Here is a 14,225-nt window from a genome sequence, read left to right as displayed (position 1 = left end):
CTTTGGTAATTTCTTGGTGAATATTATCTCAGGCCTTATTGCATATAGCTTCTTGCCCAAGAAACCTAGCATCAAATATCAAACCGTTAAAACAAATCAACTAGTTATGTTTTAATCGAACTCAGGTTATAAGGATATCTTAAAATCGTCAGCCACCAAAGAACCTTTACATCTTACTATTTCTTCTCCTCGTATTGATAAATTTTTAAGCTTTAAATATGTAATGTTAACCGTAGCCATAGTACCATTATACAACGGCTTTTTCCCCCTCCAATTATCATTTGAAACACGTTCAGACTTGGTAACCACCTTAGCTCCGTCCAAATATATTAGTAGTGTACTCCCTTCTACTTCTATATTTATATTGCTTAAGGATACCTTTGCATTTTCAACTACTACACTTTCTTGAGTTCCTTCAACTAGATTTATTTCTATATGCGGACTAATAATTATTTTATCGAAAGATGTGACTATAAATATTCTCTGTTGAGCCTGAATTCCGTTTAGAACAAACACAACGGTTAAAATGGTTAAAATTAATTTCTTCATGAGTTCTGTTTTTCAATTTGATTTCTTCCCTAAAAAGACAACGCTAATTTCAATATGTTACAGTATTTAAAATAAGAAATGCTATAGTAGTTTCTTTTTTCGGTTAACCAGCCAAACACCGAACAATATAATTAGTCCTCCTAGAAGCTGTAGCAAGCTCATATGTTCACCGTCTAAGAAGCCCCATAAAACTGCCACAAGAGGTATGAGATACGTGACGGATGCAGCAAAAACCGGACTCGATAATTTTATTAATTTATTGAATAGTATGTTAGCAAGTGCCGTACCCACCAAAGACAATATCAACAAATACCATATAGATTGCTGCATAGCAATAGTATCTAAAAACTGGTAAAAAACTCCTGAATATAAAAGCAAAATAAATGCTGGAAAAAAAGCGACACCAAAACTTGCCGTGGTAACCGCCAAAGGACTTAAATGAGCTAAATGTTTTTTTATGATATTGATATTAAATGCATAACCCAAAGCAGAGAATATAATAAAAAATGAATACCAATAGTTTTGGTTAGGATTATATTCCATGCCTGCAGCAATAAGCACTACCGTACCCAATAAGCCCACAAAAACACCGAGTACCTGTCTTCCTTTTATAGCGAAGCCAAATAGTGCAAGACCAACCATAGTAGTAAACAAAGGCGCAACAGAATTAAGAATGGATGTAATTCCACTATTAATTTGTGTTTGAGCGATAGCAAAGAAAAAGGGCGGAAAAAAAGAACTACAAAGACCAGCTACTACAATCCATTTCCAATCGGTTTTAGACAATGTTTTAAGTGATTTAAAGCCAAGAATGAATAACAATATAGAAGCAAATACAATACGTAATCCACCAACTTGCAATGATGTAAAACCTAATAACGATTTCTTAATTAGAATAAATGAAGAACCCCATATTAGCGCAAGAATTACAAGGTAAACCCACTTTTGTTCCATTTTCTTCACTTCATCTAATTTGATAACAAAAGTGACCCTTTTTCTGATAACGACATTGCCTTCAGTTCTTATTTTTGAATCTAAATGTACTTTAGACGCTACACAACATAAAGTAATAATACCAGGGTGATTTAATAGTAAGTTGCACGTGCATTTTCGAATTTTGGTATCTTTACAATTCAATGGTATTCCATGATTGCTAGTGTAGCATGCAACTAACTCAAATACATATGAAAATAAAATCGTTCTTTTCAATCATTGTAATAACCTTATTGACTACCAATGTTTCATTTGCTCAAGATAACAGCAATACAACTTCAACTACAGCGCCTATAAAAATAACCACTGCAGTAGTTGGTATTGATGGAATGGTCTGCCAAGAAGGTTGTGCCGATAAAATTTCCGAAAATCTAAAAAGCACGGAAGGCGTAACCTCTGCTAAGGTTAGTTTTAAAAAGAAAGAAGCTGTTATACGTTACGACCCTTCACTTACTTCTATATCAGATTTAAAATCTATTATTACCAATACCAAGGTAAAAGAATACGCATATCTCATAAATTCAGTAATCATAAAGAAATAAAAATCAAATGAAATATATTTTACTAGTACTATTTACAGCCTGCTTACTTAGTGGTTCATCCTGCAAGGAAGAAAAAAAAGTCGAAGAACCTTCACAAATGGAAGAGGTAATGAATATCCATGATGAGGTTATGCCCAAAATGGGAACCCTAGGTAAATTAGTTGGTCAATTAAAGCCGATAGCAGATTCTCTTGGTGCAGAATCTATTGAAGCAAAAGCAATGAAAGATTTACAAGATGCTAATAAGGCGATGATGGATTGGATGCAGGGTTTTGGCAATCGTTTTGATGTAGAAGAAATCATGAAGGGCAAAGAACTTTCTGAAGAAAAAAAGAAATGGCTGAAAGAAGAAGAGGATAAAGTTAATAAGGTAAAAGCCGATATTAATTCTAGCATCGAAAAAGCGCAAGAAATTTTAAATACCCAATAGAAAAAAGTTTAAAATTCAACCACCATTCTTCCATAGTGGTTGAATTTTCATCTAAATAAAATGGCTGACTAATTTTTGTTATAATCATGTCAACACCAAGTTCTTTTGCTTTTATAGATACATGCACACTTTGCTCCGCCCAAGGATGCATTGCGAATTTAAAAGCACCCCAATGTATCGGTATTATACGTTTTGCTTTTACGTCTACACTAGCTTGAACGGTTTCCTCTGGTATCATGTAAATTTATTTCCATAGTTTATTATACTGCCCACATTCCATCATTGCAAAATCAAATGGCCTGTGTTTTTCCCTTATTTCAATAAAATGGGGACCATATACACTATCACAACTAAAGAATAAATTGTCATCACCGTTATCAATTATACAAGAACTCCATAATGTATTGCCTTATCATTTAGACCTCTTCCTGAAAAATGTTGGGCTGGCGTACACACAAGTTCTATGTCGAAAAAATTAGTTTTATCCCACCAATCCAATTCTTCTATATTATTTTCAGGTACTCCCTAAGCGGTTAAATGAACTCCTAACCCTAGCAGAGTAAAAAACCGATTAACTTTAGCTTTTAAAAGCATTATCGAGTCATAATCTAGATGGTAATAATGATTATGCGAGAATATCACCCCATCTATCTTCGGGAGTTTTTCAATACCTATTGGAAGTTTTTTACTAAAATGCGATGTTCCCAAAATAGGATTCGGTGCAGGAACATCCCCAAACATTGAATCAATTAGAATATTCTTGCCCGAAGTCTGCAATAGAAATGTTTATTACCCAAACCAAATTAAACGCGTATTACCTGCGTAATATGCAATTACAGACGAATCAATTTTTTCTGCTGTTATATTATGATTAGGAATTGTTTTTGGGTGTGTTGAGAAATAGCCCTTTAAGATTGTAAGTACATCCTTCAAACTTAAATTAGAATCTACACCTCCAACTTTTATAAACTTTCCACTGACATAATTAGATGACGCTCCTTTTGCGCTTTTGTAGACTTGCCTCCAAACTGCGGACTTAAAGACGTAAATAGAAATACACTAAGAACAAGAATCTCTACAACCGATGCAATTGTAAACATCTTCTTCTTAAATAGATTTTTCTGCTTAGACATATTTTGTCAACAGAATATCCTTAAAAAGGTAGTTTCGCTAAATCGACGTTTCCGCCAGAAATTATTATGCCGACATTTTTGTTTTGCAGAATCTTAGAATTTTCTTTTGATTGTCTAATTACCGCAGCAACAGTAACAGCGCTTGATGGCTCTATGATAATTTTCATACGTTCCCATACCAACCGCATTGCTGCTATTATTTCTTCTTCCTTTACCCGTATAATATCGCTGACAAGCTCTTTTATAATAGGAAAATTTTTGTCACCCAAAGTAGTTTTGAGCCCGTCAGCTATCGTATTTACAGTTTTATTTCCCTCAATCTTACCACTAATCAACGAACGATAGGCATCATCGGCCTCAAACGGCTCTCCTCCCAAAACTTCACAACTGTTGCCAAAATATTTTACTGCCAACGCAGAACCGGCTATTAATCCACCACCACCTATGGGGCAAAAAATAAAATCTAAATCAGGTTGTTCCTGTAAAAGTTCAATTGCCGCAGTTCCTTGCCCTAGTATTACATTTTCGTCATTGGATGGATGGATGAACGTTGCACCTGTACTTACTGCAATTGCATCGGCCAAAGCTTGTCTAGCTTCAACTGTAGGTTCACACTCATAAATCTTACCACCATATTCCCTTACCCCCACTTTCTTTACCTCTGGAGCGGTGTTGGGCATTACGATATGTGCAATTACCCCAACACTTTGAGCAGCCAGAGATAGTGCTTGGGCAAAATTTCCTGATGAATGTGTCACCACGCCATTTTTCTTCTGCTGGTCTGTTAATTGCAAAATAGCATTGGTAGCGCCTCTCATTTTGTAGGCGCCAGCTCGCTGAAAATTTTCACATTTAAAGAAGAGATTGGCCTCTACTTCCTTATCAATTAATCTCGAAGTCAGTACAGCTGTATTGTGTACATAAGGTTTTATTCGTTCATGACATTCTGAAATATGCTTTGCTGTCATAATTCTTTCATTAATTTTTCCATCTCAGGGTCTCAATAATTCCCCTGATATCATTTTGAAGGTAAGAAGCTGCGGGTAAAATAGAATCATAATTAGGCTTGGTGTAAAAGTATACAGAACCTGTCAAAAAATGGCTCGTACTATCGGTTACAAAAAACTGTGCCTGTGAAGCGGCATTACCCTGCACCTCAAACAACGCCCCATATACATTATCAGTAGGGTTCATATATGGTTGCTCTACTATATTATCTGCTTTAGAGGCATGCTCATAGCTTAGTCGTTTTGAATCATTGATTAGCTTGTCTAAATTATTTTCAACTTTCTTATAGCTAAGAAAAATAGCACCATTCATATCTGGATATGCAATGGTAAAAGCTTTTTCACCATTCAACTCGGGGTTAGCTAATTGATTATACTTAAAACTAAAATTTTCGGTTTCCAAATCTGCCAACTCACCCTGTGGATACTCTAAGCGCATTTTAGCCTTTGGTTTTGGAAGTGGCTCATCTTGACAACTAACTACTAAAAATATTAGTATTACAAGTGCTATCAATGATTTACTCTTCATGGGGCAAAGTTACTTTTATTTGTTTTAATCTCTTTTTATCCAAAGCCTCCACTATAAAGGTGTAAGATTCAAACTGTATCTTTTCACCTCGTTTAGGAAAGCTCCCTGCTTTTTCTAAAACAAATCCGGCCAAGGTTTCTGACTCGCCCTTATTTTCCTCAAAGATTTCGCTATTCTCTAACCGTATCACCCTGTAAAAATCTTTTAGCTGTGTTTTGCCTTCAAAAACGTAGTTGAAATCGTCCAGTTTTGAGAAAATCAAATCCTCATCATCAAATTCATCACTTATATCGCCAACAATCTCTTCAATAATATCTTCTAACGTCACCAACCCAGAAGTACCACCATATTCATCGACGACAATAGCTAAATGATTCTTTTTTTCCTGGAAATCGGCCAATAAATCATCCAATTTCTTGTTCTCAGGCACAAAGTAAGGCTCACGTATTAAAGTCATCCAATTAAAGGTCTTTCTATCTAAATATGGTAAAAGGTCTTTCACATATAACACTCCTTTTACCGTGTCGATATTCTCTGCAAATACCGGAATACGAGAATAACCATTCTTTTTAATTTCACCAAGAACTTCTAGAAATTTCAATTGTTCATTTAGGGCAAAAATATCGATACGAGGCCTCATCACCTGTTTGGTATCTGTAGTACCAAACGTTACAATACCTTCTAAAATTTTCTTTTCTTCTTTCGTGGTATCACCATGAGAGGTCAAACCTAGCGCTTGAGATAAATGATCAATACTTAAGTTTGATTTCTGCTTTCCTAATTTGTTATATAAAAACAATGTTCCTGAGCGCATTGGTAGGCTCAATGGTGAAAAGAGAAAATCTAAAATACGTAAGGGAAATGCCATGAGGTGTGAAAAACTCATTCTATTTCTATTTGCATACACTTTAGGTAAAATCTCACCGAACATTAGAATAAGAAATGTCGCCACCACTACTTCTAATAAAAAACGGACAGACACAACACCAAACAATACGTGGTTCACATCCGAAAAAAGGGTATCGCCAATCATACTAAACAAAAGAACTATGCCAATATTTATAGCATTGTTGGCTATCAAAATTGTTGCCAATAGTTTTTTAGGACGTTCAAGTAACATAATAAGTATATTACTTTTTGCTGATTTCTCATCTTGCAGCTCCTTAATTTCTGTTGGAGAAAGACCGAATAAAGCTACCTCAGCACCAGATACAAGGGCCGAGCAAAGAAGCAATACACATAATACGATTATATTTATTGCAAATACACCGCTCACAACTAAAGAAGTCACTAAAAACGGTAAGGGGTCTGGGTCCAATAGTTTCTGTTTATTTATTATTAGAATGGGAGGTCATCCTCGGCCGTTTGGCCTAATGGAGTTGAGTCTTTAAGTGGCGTCTTATTACCGTTCCCTGTAGTTTGAGTGTTTGAAGCTGAACCACCTTCGTTTGTAGTACTTTCTTTTTTGGTAGTCAAAAAAGTAAATTCTTGAACATGTACCTCTGTGGTATATCTTGTATTACCGTCCTCACCTTGCCATTGACGGTTCTTCAGCCTACCTTCAACATATACTTTATCACCTTTACTAAGGTATTTTTCACAAATTTCTGCAGCCTTGTTTCGAACAACAATATTATGCCAATCGGTATTGGTAACACGCTCTCCAGTAGATTTGTTTGTATACGATTCATTTGTGGCAATAGGAAATCTACCAATACTGCCTCCACCTTCAAAATAATGCATTTTTACTTCATCCCCTAGATGCCCAATCAGCATCACCTTATTTAATGTCCCACTCATAGTATAAATGTATAAAAATCAAAAGTACTAAAATTTAAATGCTTTAATAAAATCTGCTATTAAAACCGGTACCGGATATTCATTTAAAGAGTGATGTAAAACTTTGTTAGGAATTTCGTTATTGGTATTCAAAATCCAAAATTTAGTATGTAAATTTTGGTGTGACAGCTTATGTAAAATAGGGGTGTCATTATAATCTAATATTTCAACCTTCCCTATTTCTCCTAGTATTTCTTTATACCTAGAATTAATAGCATCTATTTCCAAGTTAGAAGTTGCCTCCAGTAAAGGGAATTCCCATAAGTTTTGCCAAATCCCTTTGCCTTCGCGTTTTTGAAGACTTGTAAACAGATTGCCAGATGTATCCTTATATATTGGCACTAAATAATTAAAATACCGATCTCTGACTTTGGTCTTCTTTAGTTTTATGGGTAATTGATTAACGGTACCCGCCTGTAATGACACACAGCTTTCATTTAAGGGACAGTCTAAGCAAAAAGGCTTTTTAGGTGTGCAATGTATTGCGCCAAATTCCATTATTCCTTGGTTATAATCCCTAATTTCATTAGCATCCATAACCCTTTGGGCTAACGTTTTAAAATACTTAATACCCTCGGTGCTATTAATAGGTGTGTGTACACCGAAATATCTGGCCAAAACTCTATAAACATTACCATCAACAACTGCTTGAGCTTCATTATAACAAATAGAAGATATAGCACTAGCAGTGTAATCACCAACGCCTTTCAACTTTAATAATTCCTTATAATTATTTGGAAATACCGCATCGTACTCGTTGACCACAATTTTTGCCGTAGCGTGCAGATTCCTAGCCCTAGAATAATACCCTAAACCTTGCCATAATTTTAAAACCTCTTCTTCCTTGGCATTCGCCATATCCCTCACCGACGGAAAAGTCTCAACAAACCTTAAGTAATATGGTGTACCCTGTGCAACTCGCGTCTGTTGCAAAATGATTTCAGAAAGCCAAATTTTATATGGATCTATAGTCTCACGCCAAGGCAACGAACGCTTATTTTGCCTGTACCATTTCAAAATTTTACCCGAAAACGACATACTCTTGAATACTAAGTCATAAAAGTAACAGTTTATATACTTAAAATTAACCTATTAGAAAGAAAGATTGAATTTAATTTATATATTTGCAACCCGAAAAAACATACAGAAAATTTAATATTCAAAGATGACGAAAGCGGAAATTGTATCGAAAATCTCAGATAAACTGGGAATTGAAAAAGGAGATGTACAAGCTACAGTTGAATCCTTTATGGAAGAGGTAAAAACATCACTAGAAAGCGGTGATAATGTTTACCTTAGAGGCTTTGGAAGTTTTATTGTCAAAACTCGAGCTGAAAAGACCGGTAGAAATATTTCCAAGAACACAACAATTAAAATACCCGCTCACAACATTCCAGCATTTAAACCTGCAAAGGTTTTTGTAGAAGGAGTTAAGAGCAATGTACACGTAAAATAATTAACTTAAAAAAAGAACTTTATGCCCAGTGGTAAAAAAAGAAAGAGACATAAGGTAGCTACACATAAGCGCAAGAAGCGTAGAAGAGCTAACCGACACAAGAAAAAGTAGTTTTTTAACTACTTTTTCTTTTTTACGTTCTTTGACATAGAAATCCATACATTGGATTTCGGCAGGTACAATAGTATTTGTTTTTGGTATTGTTTAATCAGTTCGTCCCCCTTTGTTTAGCTGGGACAACTAAAAATATATTCAGGTGAATAGAGAATTAATCGTAAGATCTAGTTCCCAAGCCGTTGACTTTGCCTTACTAAAGGACGGAAAACTCACTGAACTGCATAAAGAAGAAAGTAGTAACGATTTTTCCGTAGGTGATATTTTTCTCGCCAAAATCAGAAAACCCGTTACTGGTCTGAACGCTGCATTCGTTAATGTAGGGTATGAAAAAGATGCGTTTTTGCATTATCATGACCTTGGGCCCCAATTATCTTCAATGCTTAAGTTCATTAAGCAAGTGAGTGCCGGAAAACTAAAGGATTATTCCTTAAAAAACTTTCCGTTCGAAACCGATATTGATAAAAACGGTGTTATTACCGATGTCATAAAAGCCAACCAATCCCTATTGGTTCAAATTGTAAAAGAACCTATCTCTACTAAAGGACCAAGAATTAGTTCTGAGCTATCAATTGCAGGACGTTATTTGGTAATGGTTCCTTTCTCAGAGCGTGTATCCGTATCTCAAAAGATAGCGAGCAAGGAAGAGAAAGACAGGTTAAAACGACTAGTGAAGAGTATTAAACCAAAAGGATTTGGTGTAATTATTAGAACAGTTGCAGAAGGGCAAAAAGTAGCGGAGCTGGACAAAGATCTAGAAAACTTGCTGAACAAATGGACAGCAATGTGTAAAAAATTATATCGTGCTCAAACACCTTCAAAAGTATTTGTAGAACTCAACAGAGCATCCTCAATCTTGAGAGATGTATTCAATGATAGCTATACAGGTATTCATGTAGATGATGTCACCTTATATAATGAAGTTAAGGACTATGTGGCCGAAATCGCTCCTGACAAGGAGAGTATTGTGAAGCACTATGACACCAACGTACCTATTTTTGAAAAATTTGGAATAGAAAGACAAATTAAAACGTCTTTTGGCCGTACTGCTACCATGAGCAAAGGAGCCTATTTAATTATAGAGCATACTGAAGCACTTCACGTGGTAGACGTTAACAGTGGTAATAGGTCCAATAAAGCCAAAAACCAAGAAGATACTGCCCTAGAGGTAAATTTATTGGCGGCATCAGAAATTGCAAGACAATTGCGCCTGCGTGATATGGGAGGCATTATTGTCGTAGATTTTATCGATATGATAAAATCACAGCATAGAAAAAAGCTTTTTGAGCATCTTAGAGATGAGATGAAAGATGATCGCGCCAAACACAAAATACTACCCCCAAGTAAATTTGGTTTGATTCAAATTACCCGACAAAGGGTACGCCCTGAAATGAATATTAAAACAACCGAAGAGGACCCAAATAATACGGGAAAAGAGGTCGAAGCACCTATAGTTTTAATAGACAAAATTACAGTGGATCTTGAAAGACTCCTTAAAGGACCTGCAAAGGATAATAGTATAACTCTAAATATACATCCCTTTATAGCGGCATATATCACAAAAGGGTTTCCATCTTTGAGAACAAAATGGTTCTTAGAACACAAAAGATGGATAAAAATACAACCACGTGATGCGTATACGTATCTTGAATACCGTTTTAAAAATAAAGAAGGTAAAACAATATATTAAGTAAAAAAAGCGACTTCCTAACGGAGTCGCTTTTTTTGTTTAGTATTTTTGGGAAGTATGACTGAAAAAACCAAAGGCTACACCGTTCAAGAAGCCACAAAAAAAATAGAAAACTACTGTGTCTATCAAGATCGTTGTCATAAAGAGGTGATTAGTAAACTGAGGGGTATGGGTATGATCCCATTAGCCATTGACACGATTATTGGCCAACTCATTCAAGATAGGTTTTTGAACGAAGAACGCTTCTCAAAAAGTTTTGCTAGAGGGAAATTCAATATCAAAAAGTGGGGGAAAAATAGAATTGTCAATGAACTCAAGTACCGTAACATTTCAAGATACAACATCACAAGTGCTCTAAAAGAAATCGACCCTAATGAGTACCTAAACACCTTAGACATCTTAGCAAATAAAAGGCTCCAACAATTGTCTGAACCTAATATTCAAAAGCGAAAGAAAAAACTGGCCGATTATTTACTCTATAGAGGATGGGAAAGTCACTTGGTTTACGAAAAACTAAAAGAACTTATAAAATGATTTGTACCTAGGTTTTAATGAATAGACCTAATTTCTGATTGGTTCTAGAAATTGCCTTTTTATTCTTTGTATCTATCCATTTTTGACCCTTTAATTTTCGCATCAACACATCGTAATAACGCATTATCAAAACATTATAAAGTGCTTTCGATATATTAACAGGGTTTCGAGCAATAGCACGCAGACTCATTGAAAAACCGGGGGAATTATATTTCATGTAATGCCAATAACCTTCTGGCATATATAAAACTTCTCCATGACAAAGTGTGGTTTTAAAACCCTCAGCTCTTTTCAATGCTGGCCATTTAGCATAATCGGGGTTAGAAAAATCTATACTTTCATGCGTGATTAATGAATGTGGAACTTTATAGAGATTTTTTGTTTCCGATTGAGGAAAGAGAACAACTTCCTTTTCTCCATCAAAATGAAAGTGAAATATGTTGGCAAAATCAATATCGTAATGCATAAAAGTGTGTGAATCTTGACCACCGAAAAACAACATGGGCAGCCCCTTCAATAATCTCAATCCAAAATCGGGAAAAGAATAGTCTTTTTGTAGTTCTGGAACTTCTTTCAGTATATTCCAAAGAAATATTCGATATTTAGTTGGTTCTCTTTTCAATAAATCAACATAATTTGCCATCTTCATTTTGGCATGTGGCTCATTAAAACCATCTTTATGCTGCACAGGCCGGTTATCATACAAAGGAACCGTTTTTTCTCCCGCTACACTTTTTATATAAGCAAGATTCCACTTTTCAAAAGCAGGCCAATCTTCAATAGCCCTTTCTAACACAACAGGCTTTTGTGGCTTAAAGTAGTACTTAAGAAAGTCTTCCTTGGTAATATGACTTACACGTGGGATATCTGCTAACTTCAATTACGCATGGTTTTTAGGAAAACCAAAGGTACTTAACGATTAGAAAATAATTTCTTAAAAATGTATTAATGTAGTATTAGTCTATGATTTTAGCCTTTTGCTTCGCCGATTCATTTCGCTCTATAGAATGCCCTGGTCGAGACCATTTAGGTTTTTCACCCAATGGTTGTACTAATGAATCTGAAGCCTCTACCGTTTTTGGCTGAGTTACCTTTGTAAATGGTTTTTGAGGATTCAACCCTAACATCTTGAACATTTCCATATCATCATTCACATCTGGATTTGGAGTGGTCAATAATTTATCACCAGCAAAAATTGAATTTGCACCAGCAAAGAAACACATCGCCTGTCCTTCTCTACTCATTTCGGTACGCCCTGCAGATAAACGTACTTGGGTCTCGGGCATCACTATTCTTGTAGTGGCCACCATCCGTATCATTTCCCAGATAGAAATAGGTTCTATATCTTCCATTGGTGTTCCTTCAACAGCAACAAGGGCATTAATGGGAACAGACTCTGGTTGTGGGTTTAAAGAAGTTAACGCCACCAACATACCTGCTCTATCTTCTAATTCTTCTCCCATACCAATAATACCACCGCTACAAACGGTCACATTACTTTTACGAACATTTTCTATAGTATTTAAGCGGTCTTTAAATGCACGTGTAGAAATAACGTCTTTATAATAATCCTCAGAAGTATCTAAGTTATGGTTATATGCGTAAAGTCCGGCTTCAGCCAAACGCTTTGCTTGATTCTCGGTAATCATGCCCAAGGTACAACACACCTCCATCTCGAGCTTATTAATGGTACGAACCATTTCTAAGACTTGGTCAAATTCAGGACCATCCTTAACATTCCTCCATGCGGCACCCATACAAACCCTAGAGCTTCCTGATGCCTTTGCTCGAAGTGCTTGAGCCTTAACATGAGAAACAGCCATAAGATCATTGCCTTCTATATCTGTATGATAACGCGCTGCTTGTGGGCAATAACCACAATCTTCTGGACAACCACCTGTTTTTATTGAAAGTAACGTAGAAACTTGAACCGTATTAGGGTCATGATTCTTCCTATGTATGGTTGCTGCTTCATATAGCAGCTCCATCAAAGGTTTATTGTAAATTTCTAGGATTTCCTCTTTGGACCAGTTGTGTCTTGCTTCGCTCATATAATCTTAGGTTGTTACCAAGGTTCAAAAATAACTGAATTAGAATAGAAAATATAATTGCTTCGTTTTAAAATCTGAAATAAGATATATTAAAACCATGAGCTAGATTAAATCCAGTACAAAATAAAGTAAGTCTATTAATTCATACTAATTAATAGACTTACTGCATTGCCACCAAAACCAACAGCATTTACCATCACTTTTCTCACCTCTTTTATATCTGAATTATTCATTAAATAAGGCACCGAAATTAACTCATTATATTGTAGCATTAATATGGCCATCTCTAGATTGAGCATACCAGAGGTAGCGAATGTATGTCCTAGTTTCCATTTATTTGTTGTCAAAAAAGGAACTTTACTACCGAAAACTTTTTGAATCGCATTATATTCTGACAAATCACCTTTTATAGTTCCTGGAGCATGCATCACTATCACATCAACCTCTTCACCGTCTAAATTCCCCAATGCCATTTTCATCGATTTTTGAAAACAAACTGCATTCGCAGAAATAGATGTGTTATGTCTTAAAATTTCAGTTGCATATCCAACTCCTTCTATAATAGCCAAGGCATTTTTTGAAATCCCTCTTTCTAAGCACGCAACCGATGCAGCTTCGCCTAAAATCATACTATTCTGCTCTTTTTTCAAAAACAATGCTTGGCAAGGGTAGCTTCGGCGGAACCTGTCTTGAGGGTTATCGAAAGGCTCAGCTACCGATGCTGAATCAACTTCTTCAGCTTTTGCATAAATCTTCAATGCCTTCATTTGAGCGATGGTGAAATCAGTCAAAGGAGCTTCACTTGCACCCACCAAAAATTTATTGGCCATGCCACTATTAATCCACGCAACGCCATTCAATACAGCATGTAAGCCTGTCGAACAGGTAATGGAATGGGATATCTCTGGACCATTCGCTCCTAAATCGTGAGACACCCATGAAGAAATGTTACCCAACGTAGTGGTTGGCGAGCTTAGGGTGGATGCTAAACCTGTTTCCAAATACGCTCTATGGTATTGTTCGAATAACTTTGTAGCGCCTCTAGAAGAACCTAAATTGATTCCAAATTCAGAATCAATTTGCCAACCAGAATTTGCAACTGCCATTCTTGAAGCCACCATAGCATAAAGAACACTATCATCTAATTTCTTGTATTTACTATCAGATAAACGCAGCTCATCTACAAGAGACCTTCCTGATTGAGCCAATGGTGCAACCCAAGATATAGAACCGTTTCTTTCCTCCAAAGAAAAGTAATGTTCATTATTATGATAAGCCTCCCAAGTCTCTTCTAAAGTACTACCCAATGGTGAAAGGGAAGCAATGGCAGTTATGGATATTTTCTCTTTCAAATTCTA

Annotated in this window: 17 protein-coding genes; 5 read left to right on the top strand and 12 right to left on the bottom strand. The window is 35.9% G+C overall.

The annotated features are described in order from the left end of the window. Nucleotides 1–126: 126 nt before the first annotated feature. Together ES765_RS18370 and ES765_RS18365 are read right to left on the bottom strand one after the other, a co-directional pair. Nucleotides 127–549: a GIN domain-containing protein gene (locus ES765_RS18370; protein ID WP_138115809.1), complete on the bottom strand. Its 423-nt coding sequence runs from the start codon at nt 547–549 to the stop codon at nt 127–129. Between the two features lie 81 nt (nt 550–630). Further along, nucleotides 631–1,503 carry a DMT family transporter gene (locus ES765_RS18365; protein ID WP_317131436.1) on the bottom strand — a complete coding sequence of 291 codons (873 nt, stop codon included), beginning with the start codon at nt 1,501–1,503 and terminating at the stop codon, nt 631–633. A 230-nt stretch (nt 1,504–1,733) separates the two neighbouring features. Between ES765_RS18365 and ES765_RS18360 the strand changes: the two genes are divergently transcribed. After that, nucleotides 1,734–2,084, top strand: a complete 351-nt coding sequence (locus tag ES765_RS18360; protein ID WP_171017365.1) for a heavy-metal-associated domain-containing protein — start codon at nt 1,734–1,736, stop codon at nt 2,082–2,084. 7 nt (nt 2,085–2,091) lie between these two features. Continuing rightward, the gene (locus ES765_RS18355; RefSeq protein ID WP_138115806.1) at nt 2,092–2,514 is read left to right on the top strand and encodes a hypothetical protein; all 423 of its coding nucleotides are present in this window, start codon (nt 2,092–2,094) and stop codon (nt 2,512–2,514) included. Here the strand turns inward: ES765_RS18355 and ES765_RS22115 are convergent. From ES765_RS22115 to mutY, 7 genes are all read right to left on the bottom strand, one after another. Next, nucleotides 2,474–2,752 (bottom strand): hypothetical protein, encoded by a 279-nt coding sequence (locus ES765_RS22115; protein WP_212744266.1) that lies wholly within the window; start codon nt 2,750–2,752, stop codon nt 2,474–2,476. The genes ES765_RS18355 and ES765_RS22115 overlap by 41 nt on opposite strands. 724 nt (nt 2,753–3,476) lie before the next feature. Continuing rightward, nucleotides 3,477–3,647, bottom strand: coding sequence for a hypothetical protein (locus ES765_RS22110; protein WP_212744265.1), 171 nt, complete (start codon nt 3,645–3,647; stop codon nt 3,477–3,479). Nucleotides 3,648–3,667: 20 nt separating this feature from the next. Further along, nucleotides 3,668–4,615: a pyridoxal-phosphate dependent enzyme gene (locus ES765_RS18345; protein WP_138115805.1), complete on the bottom strand. Its 948-nt coding sequence runs from the start codon at nt 4,613–4,615 to the stop codon at nt 3,668–3,670. Nucleotides 4,616–4,625: 10 nt separating this feature from the next. Then, nucleotides 4,626–5,183 (bottom strand): gliding motility lipoprotein GldD, encoded by a 558-nt coding sequence (gldD, locus tag ES765_RS18340; RefSeq protein ID WP_138115804.1) that lies wholly within the window; start codon nt 5,181–5,183, stop codon nt 4,626–4,628. Further along, the gene (locus tag ES765_RS18335; RefSeq protein WP_138115803.1) at nt 5,173–6,501 is read right to left on the bottom strand and encodes a gliding motility-associated protein GldE; all 1,329 of its coding nucleotides are present in this window, start codon (nt 6,499–6,501) and stop codon (nt 5,173–5,175) included. The genes gldD and ES765_RS18335 overlap by 11 nt, the downstream gene beginning before the upstream one ends. Before the next feature lie 20 nt (nt 6,502–6,521). Next, entirely contained in the window at nt 6,522–6,983 is a 462-nt protein-coding gene (locus ES765_RS18330) for a single-stranded DNA-binding protein (RefSeq protein WP_138115802.1), read from the bottom strand. Nucleotides 6,984–7,010: 27 nt separating this feature from the next. Continuing rightward, nucleotides 7,011–8,060: an A/G-specific adenine glycosylase gene (gene mutY / locus ES765_RS18325; RefSeq protein ID WP_138115801.1), complete on the bottom strand. Its 1,050-nt coding sequence runs from the start codon at nt 8,058–8,060 to the stop codon at nt 7,011–7,013. Nucleotides 8,061–8,187: 127 nt separating this feature from the next. Between mutY and ES765_RS18320 the strand changes: the two genes are divergently transcribed. The 3 genes from ES765_RS18320 to ES765_RS18310 all read left to right on the top strand — a co-directional run bounded on the left by ES765_RS18320 (nt 8,188) and on the right by ES765_RS18310 (nt 10,816). Beyond that, entirely contained in the window at nt 8,188–8,478 is a 291-nt protein-coding gene (locus ES765_RS18320) for an HU family DNA-binding protein (protein ID WP_138115800.1), read from the top strand. Nucleotides 8,479–8,734: 256 nt separating this feature from the next. After that, the gene (locus ES765_RS18315; RefSeq protein WP_138115799.1) at nt 8,735–10,282 is read left to right on the top strand and encodes an Rne/Rng family ribonuclease; all 1,548 of its coding nucleotides are present in this window, start codon (nt 8,735–8,737) and stop codon (nt 10,280–10,282) included. A 57-nt stretch (nt 10,283–10,339) separates the two neighbouring features. After that, entirely contained in the window at nt 10,340–10,816 is a 477-nt protein-coding gene (locus ES765_RS18310) for a regulatory protein RecX (protein ID WP_138115798.1), read from the top strand. Nucleotides 10,817–10,823: 7 nt separating this feature from the next. Here the strand turns inward: ES765_RS18310 and ES765_RS18305 are convergent, their stop codons facing one another. The 3 genes from ES765_RS18305 to ES765_RS18295 form a co-directional block, all read right to left on the bottom strand. Continuing rightward, entirely contained in the window at nt 10,824–11,696 is an 873-nt protein-coding gene (locus ES765_RS18305; RefSeq protein WP_138115797.1) for a cupin-like domain-containing protein, read from the bottom strand. A 76-nt stretch (nt 11,697–11,772) separates the two neighbouring features. After that, nucleotides 11,773–12,867 (bottom strand): biotin synthase BioB, encoded by a 1,095-nt coding sequence (bioB, locus tag ES765_RS18300; RefSeq protein WP_138115796.1) that lies wholly within the window; start codon nt 12,865–12,867, stop codon nt 11,773–11,775. Between the two features lie 137 nt (nt 12,868–13,004). Next, nucleotides 13,005–14,219 carry a beta-ketoacyl synthase N-terminal-like domain-containing protein gene (locus ES765_RS18295; protein WP_138115795.1) on the bottom strand — a complete coding sequence of 405 codons (1,215 nt, stop codon included), beginning with the start codon at nt 14,217–14,219 and terminating at the stop codon, nt 13,005–13,007. Between the last annotated feature and the right edge of the window lie 6 nt (nt 14,220–14,225).

The organism is Maribacter sp. ACAM166 (assembly GCF_005771495.1).
GTDB lineage: Bacteria > Bacteroidota > Bacteroidia > Flavobacteriales > Flavobacteriaceae > Maribacter.
The sequence above is the reverse complement of the archived record's forward strand: the minus strand, read 5'-3'. Positions and strand labels throughout refer to the sequence as shown.

What these genes read in the sequence shown, in the direction of transcription:
- bioB (WP_138115796.1), bottom strand. Translation starts at nt 12,867, where the DNA reads ATGAGCGAAGCAAGACACAACTGGTCCAAAGAGGAAATCCTAGAAATT.
- ES765_RS18330 (WP_138115802.1), bottom strand. Translation starts at nt 6,983, where the DNA reads ATGAGTGGGACATTAAATAAGGTGATGCTGATTGGGCATCTAGGGGAT.
- ES765_RS18310 (WP_138115798.1), top strand. Translation starts at nt 10,340, where the DNA reads ATGACTGAAAAAACCAAAGGCTACACCGTTCAAGAAGCCACAAAAAAA.
- mutY (WP_138115801.1), bottom strand. Translation starts at nt 8,060, where the DNA reads ATGTCGTTTTCGGGTAAAATTTTGAAATGGTACAGGCAAAATAAGCGT.
- ES765_RS18320 (WP_138115800.1), top strand. Translation starts at nt 8,188, where the DNA reads ATGACGAAAGCGGAAATTGTATCGAAAATCTCAGATAAACTGGGAATT.
- ES765_RS22110 (WP_212744265.1), bottom strand. Translation starts at nt 3,647, where the DNA reads ATGTCTAAGCAGAAAAATCTATTTAAGAAGAAGATGTTTACAATTGCA.
- ES765_RS18370 (WP_138115809.1), bottom strand. Translation starts at nt 549, where the DNA reads ATGAAGAAATTAATTTTAACCATTTTAACCGTTGTGTTTGTTCTAAAC.
- ES765_RS18355 (WP_138115806.1), top strand. Translation starts at nt 2,092, where the DNA reads ATGAAATATATTTTACTAGTACTATTTACAGCCTGCTTACTTAGTGGT.
- ES765_RS22115 (WP_212744266.1), bottom strand. Translation starts at nt 2,752, where the DNA reads ATGATACCAGAGGAAACCGTTCAAGCTAGTGTAGACGTAAAAGCAAAA.
- ES765_RS18360 (WP_171017365.1), top strand. Translation starts at nt 1,734, where the DNA reads ATGAAAATAAAATCGTTCTTTTCAATCATTGTAATAACCTTATTGACT.
- ES765_RS18345 (WP_138115805.1), bottom strand. Translation starts at nt 4,615, where the DNA reads ATGACAGCAAAGCATATTTCAGAATGTCATGAACGAATAAAACCTTAT.
- ES765_RS18365 (WP_317131436.1), bottom strand. Translation starts at nt 1,503, where the DNA reads ATGGAACAAAAGTGGGTTTACCTTGTAATTCTTGCGCTAATATGGGGT.
- gldD (WP_138115804.1), bottom strand. Translation starts at nt 5,183, where the DNA reads ATGAAGAGTAAATCATTGATAGCACTTGTAATACTAATATTTTTAGTA.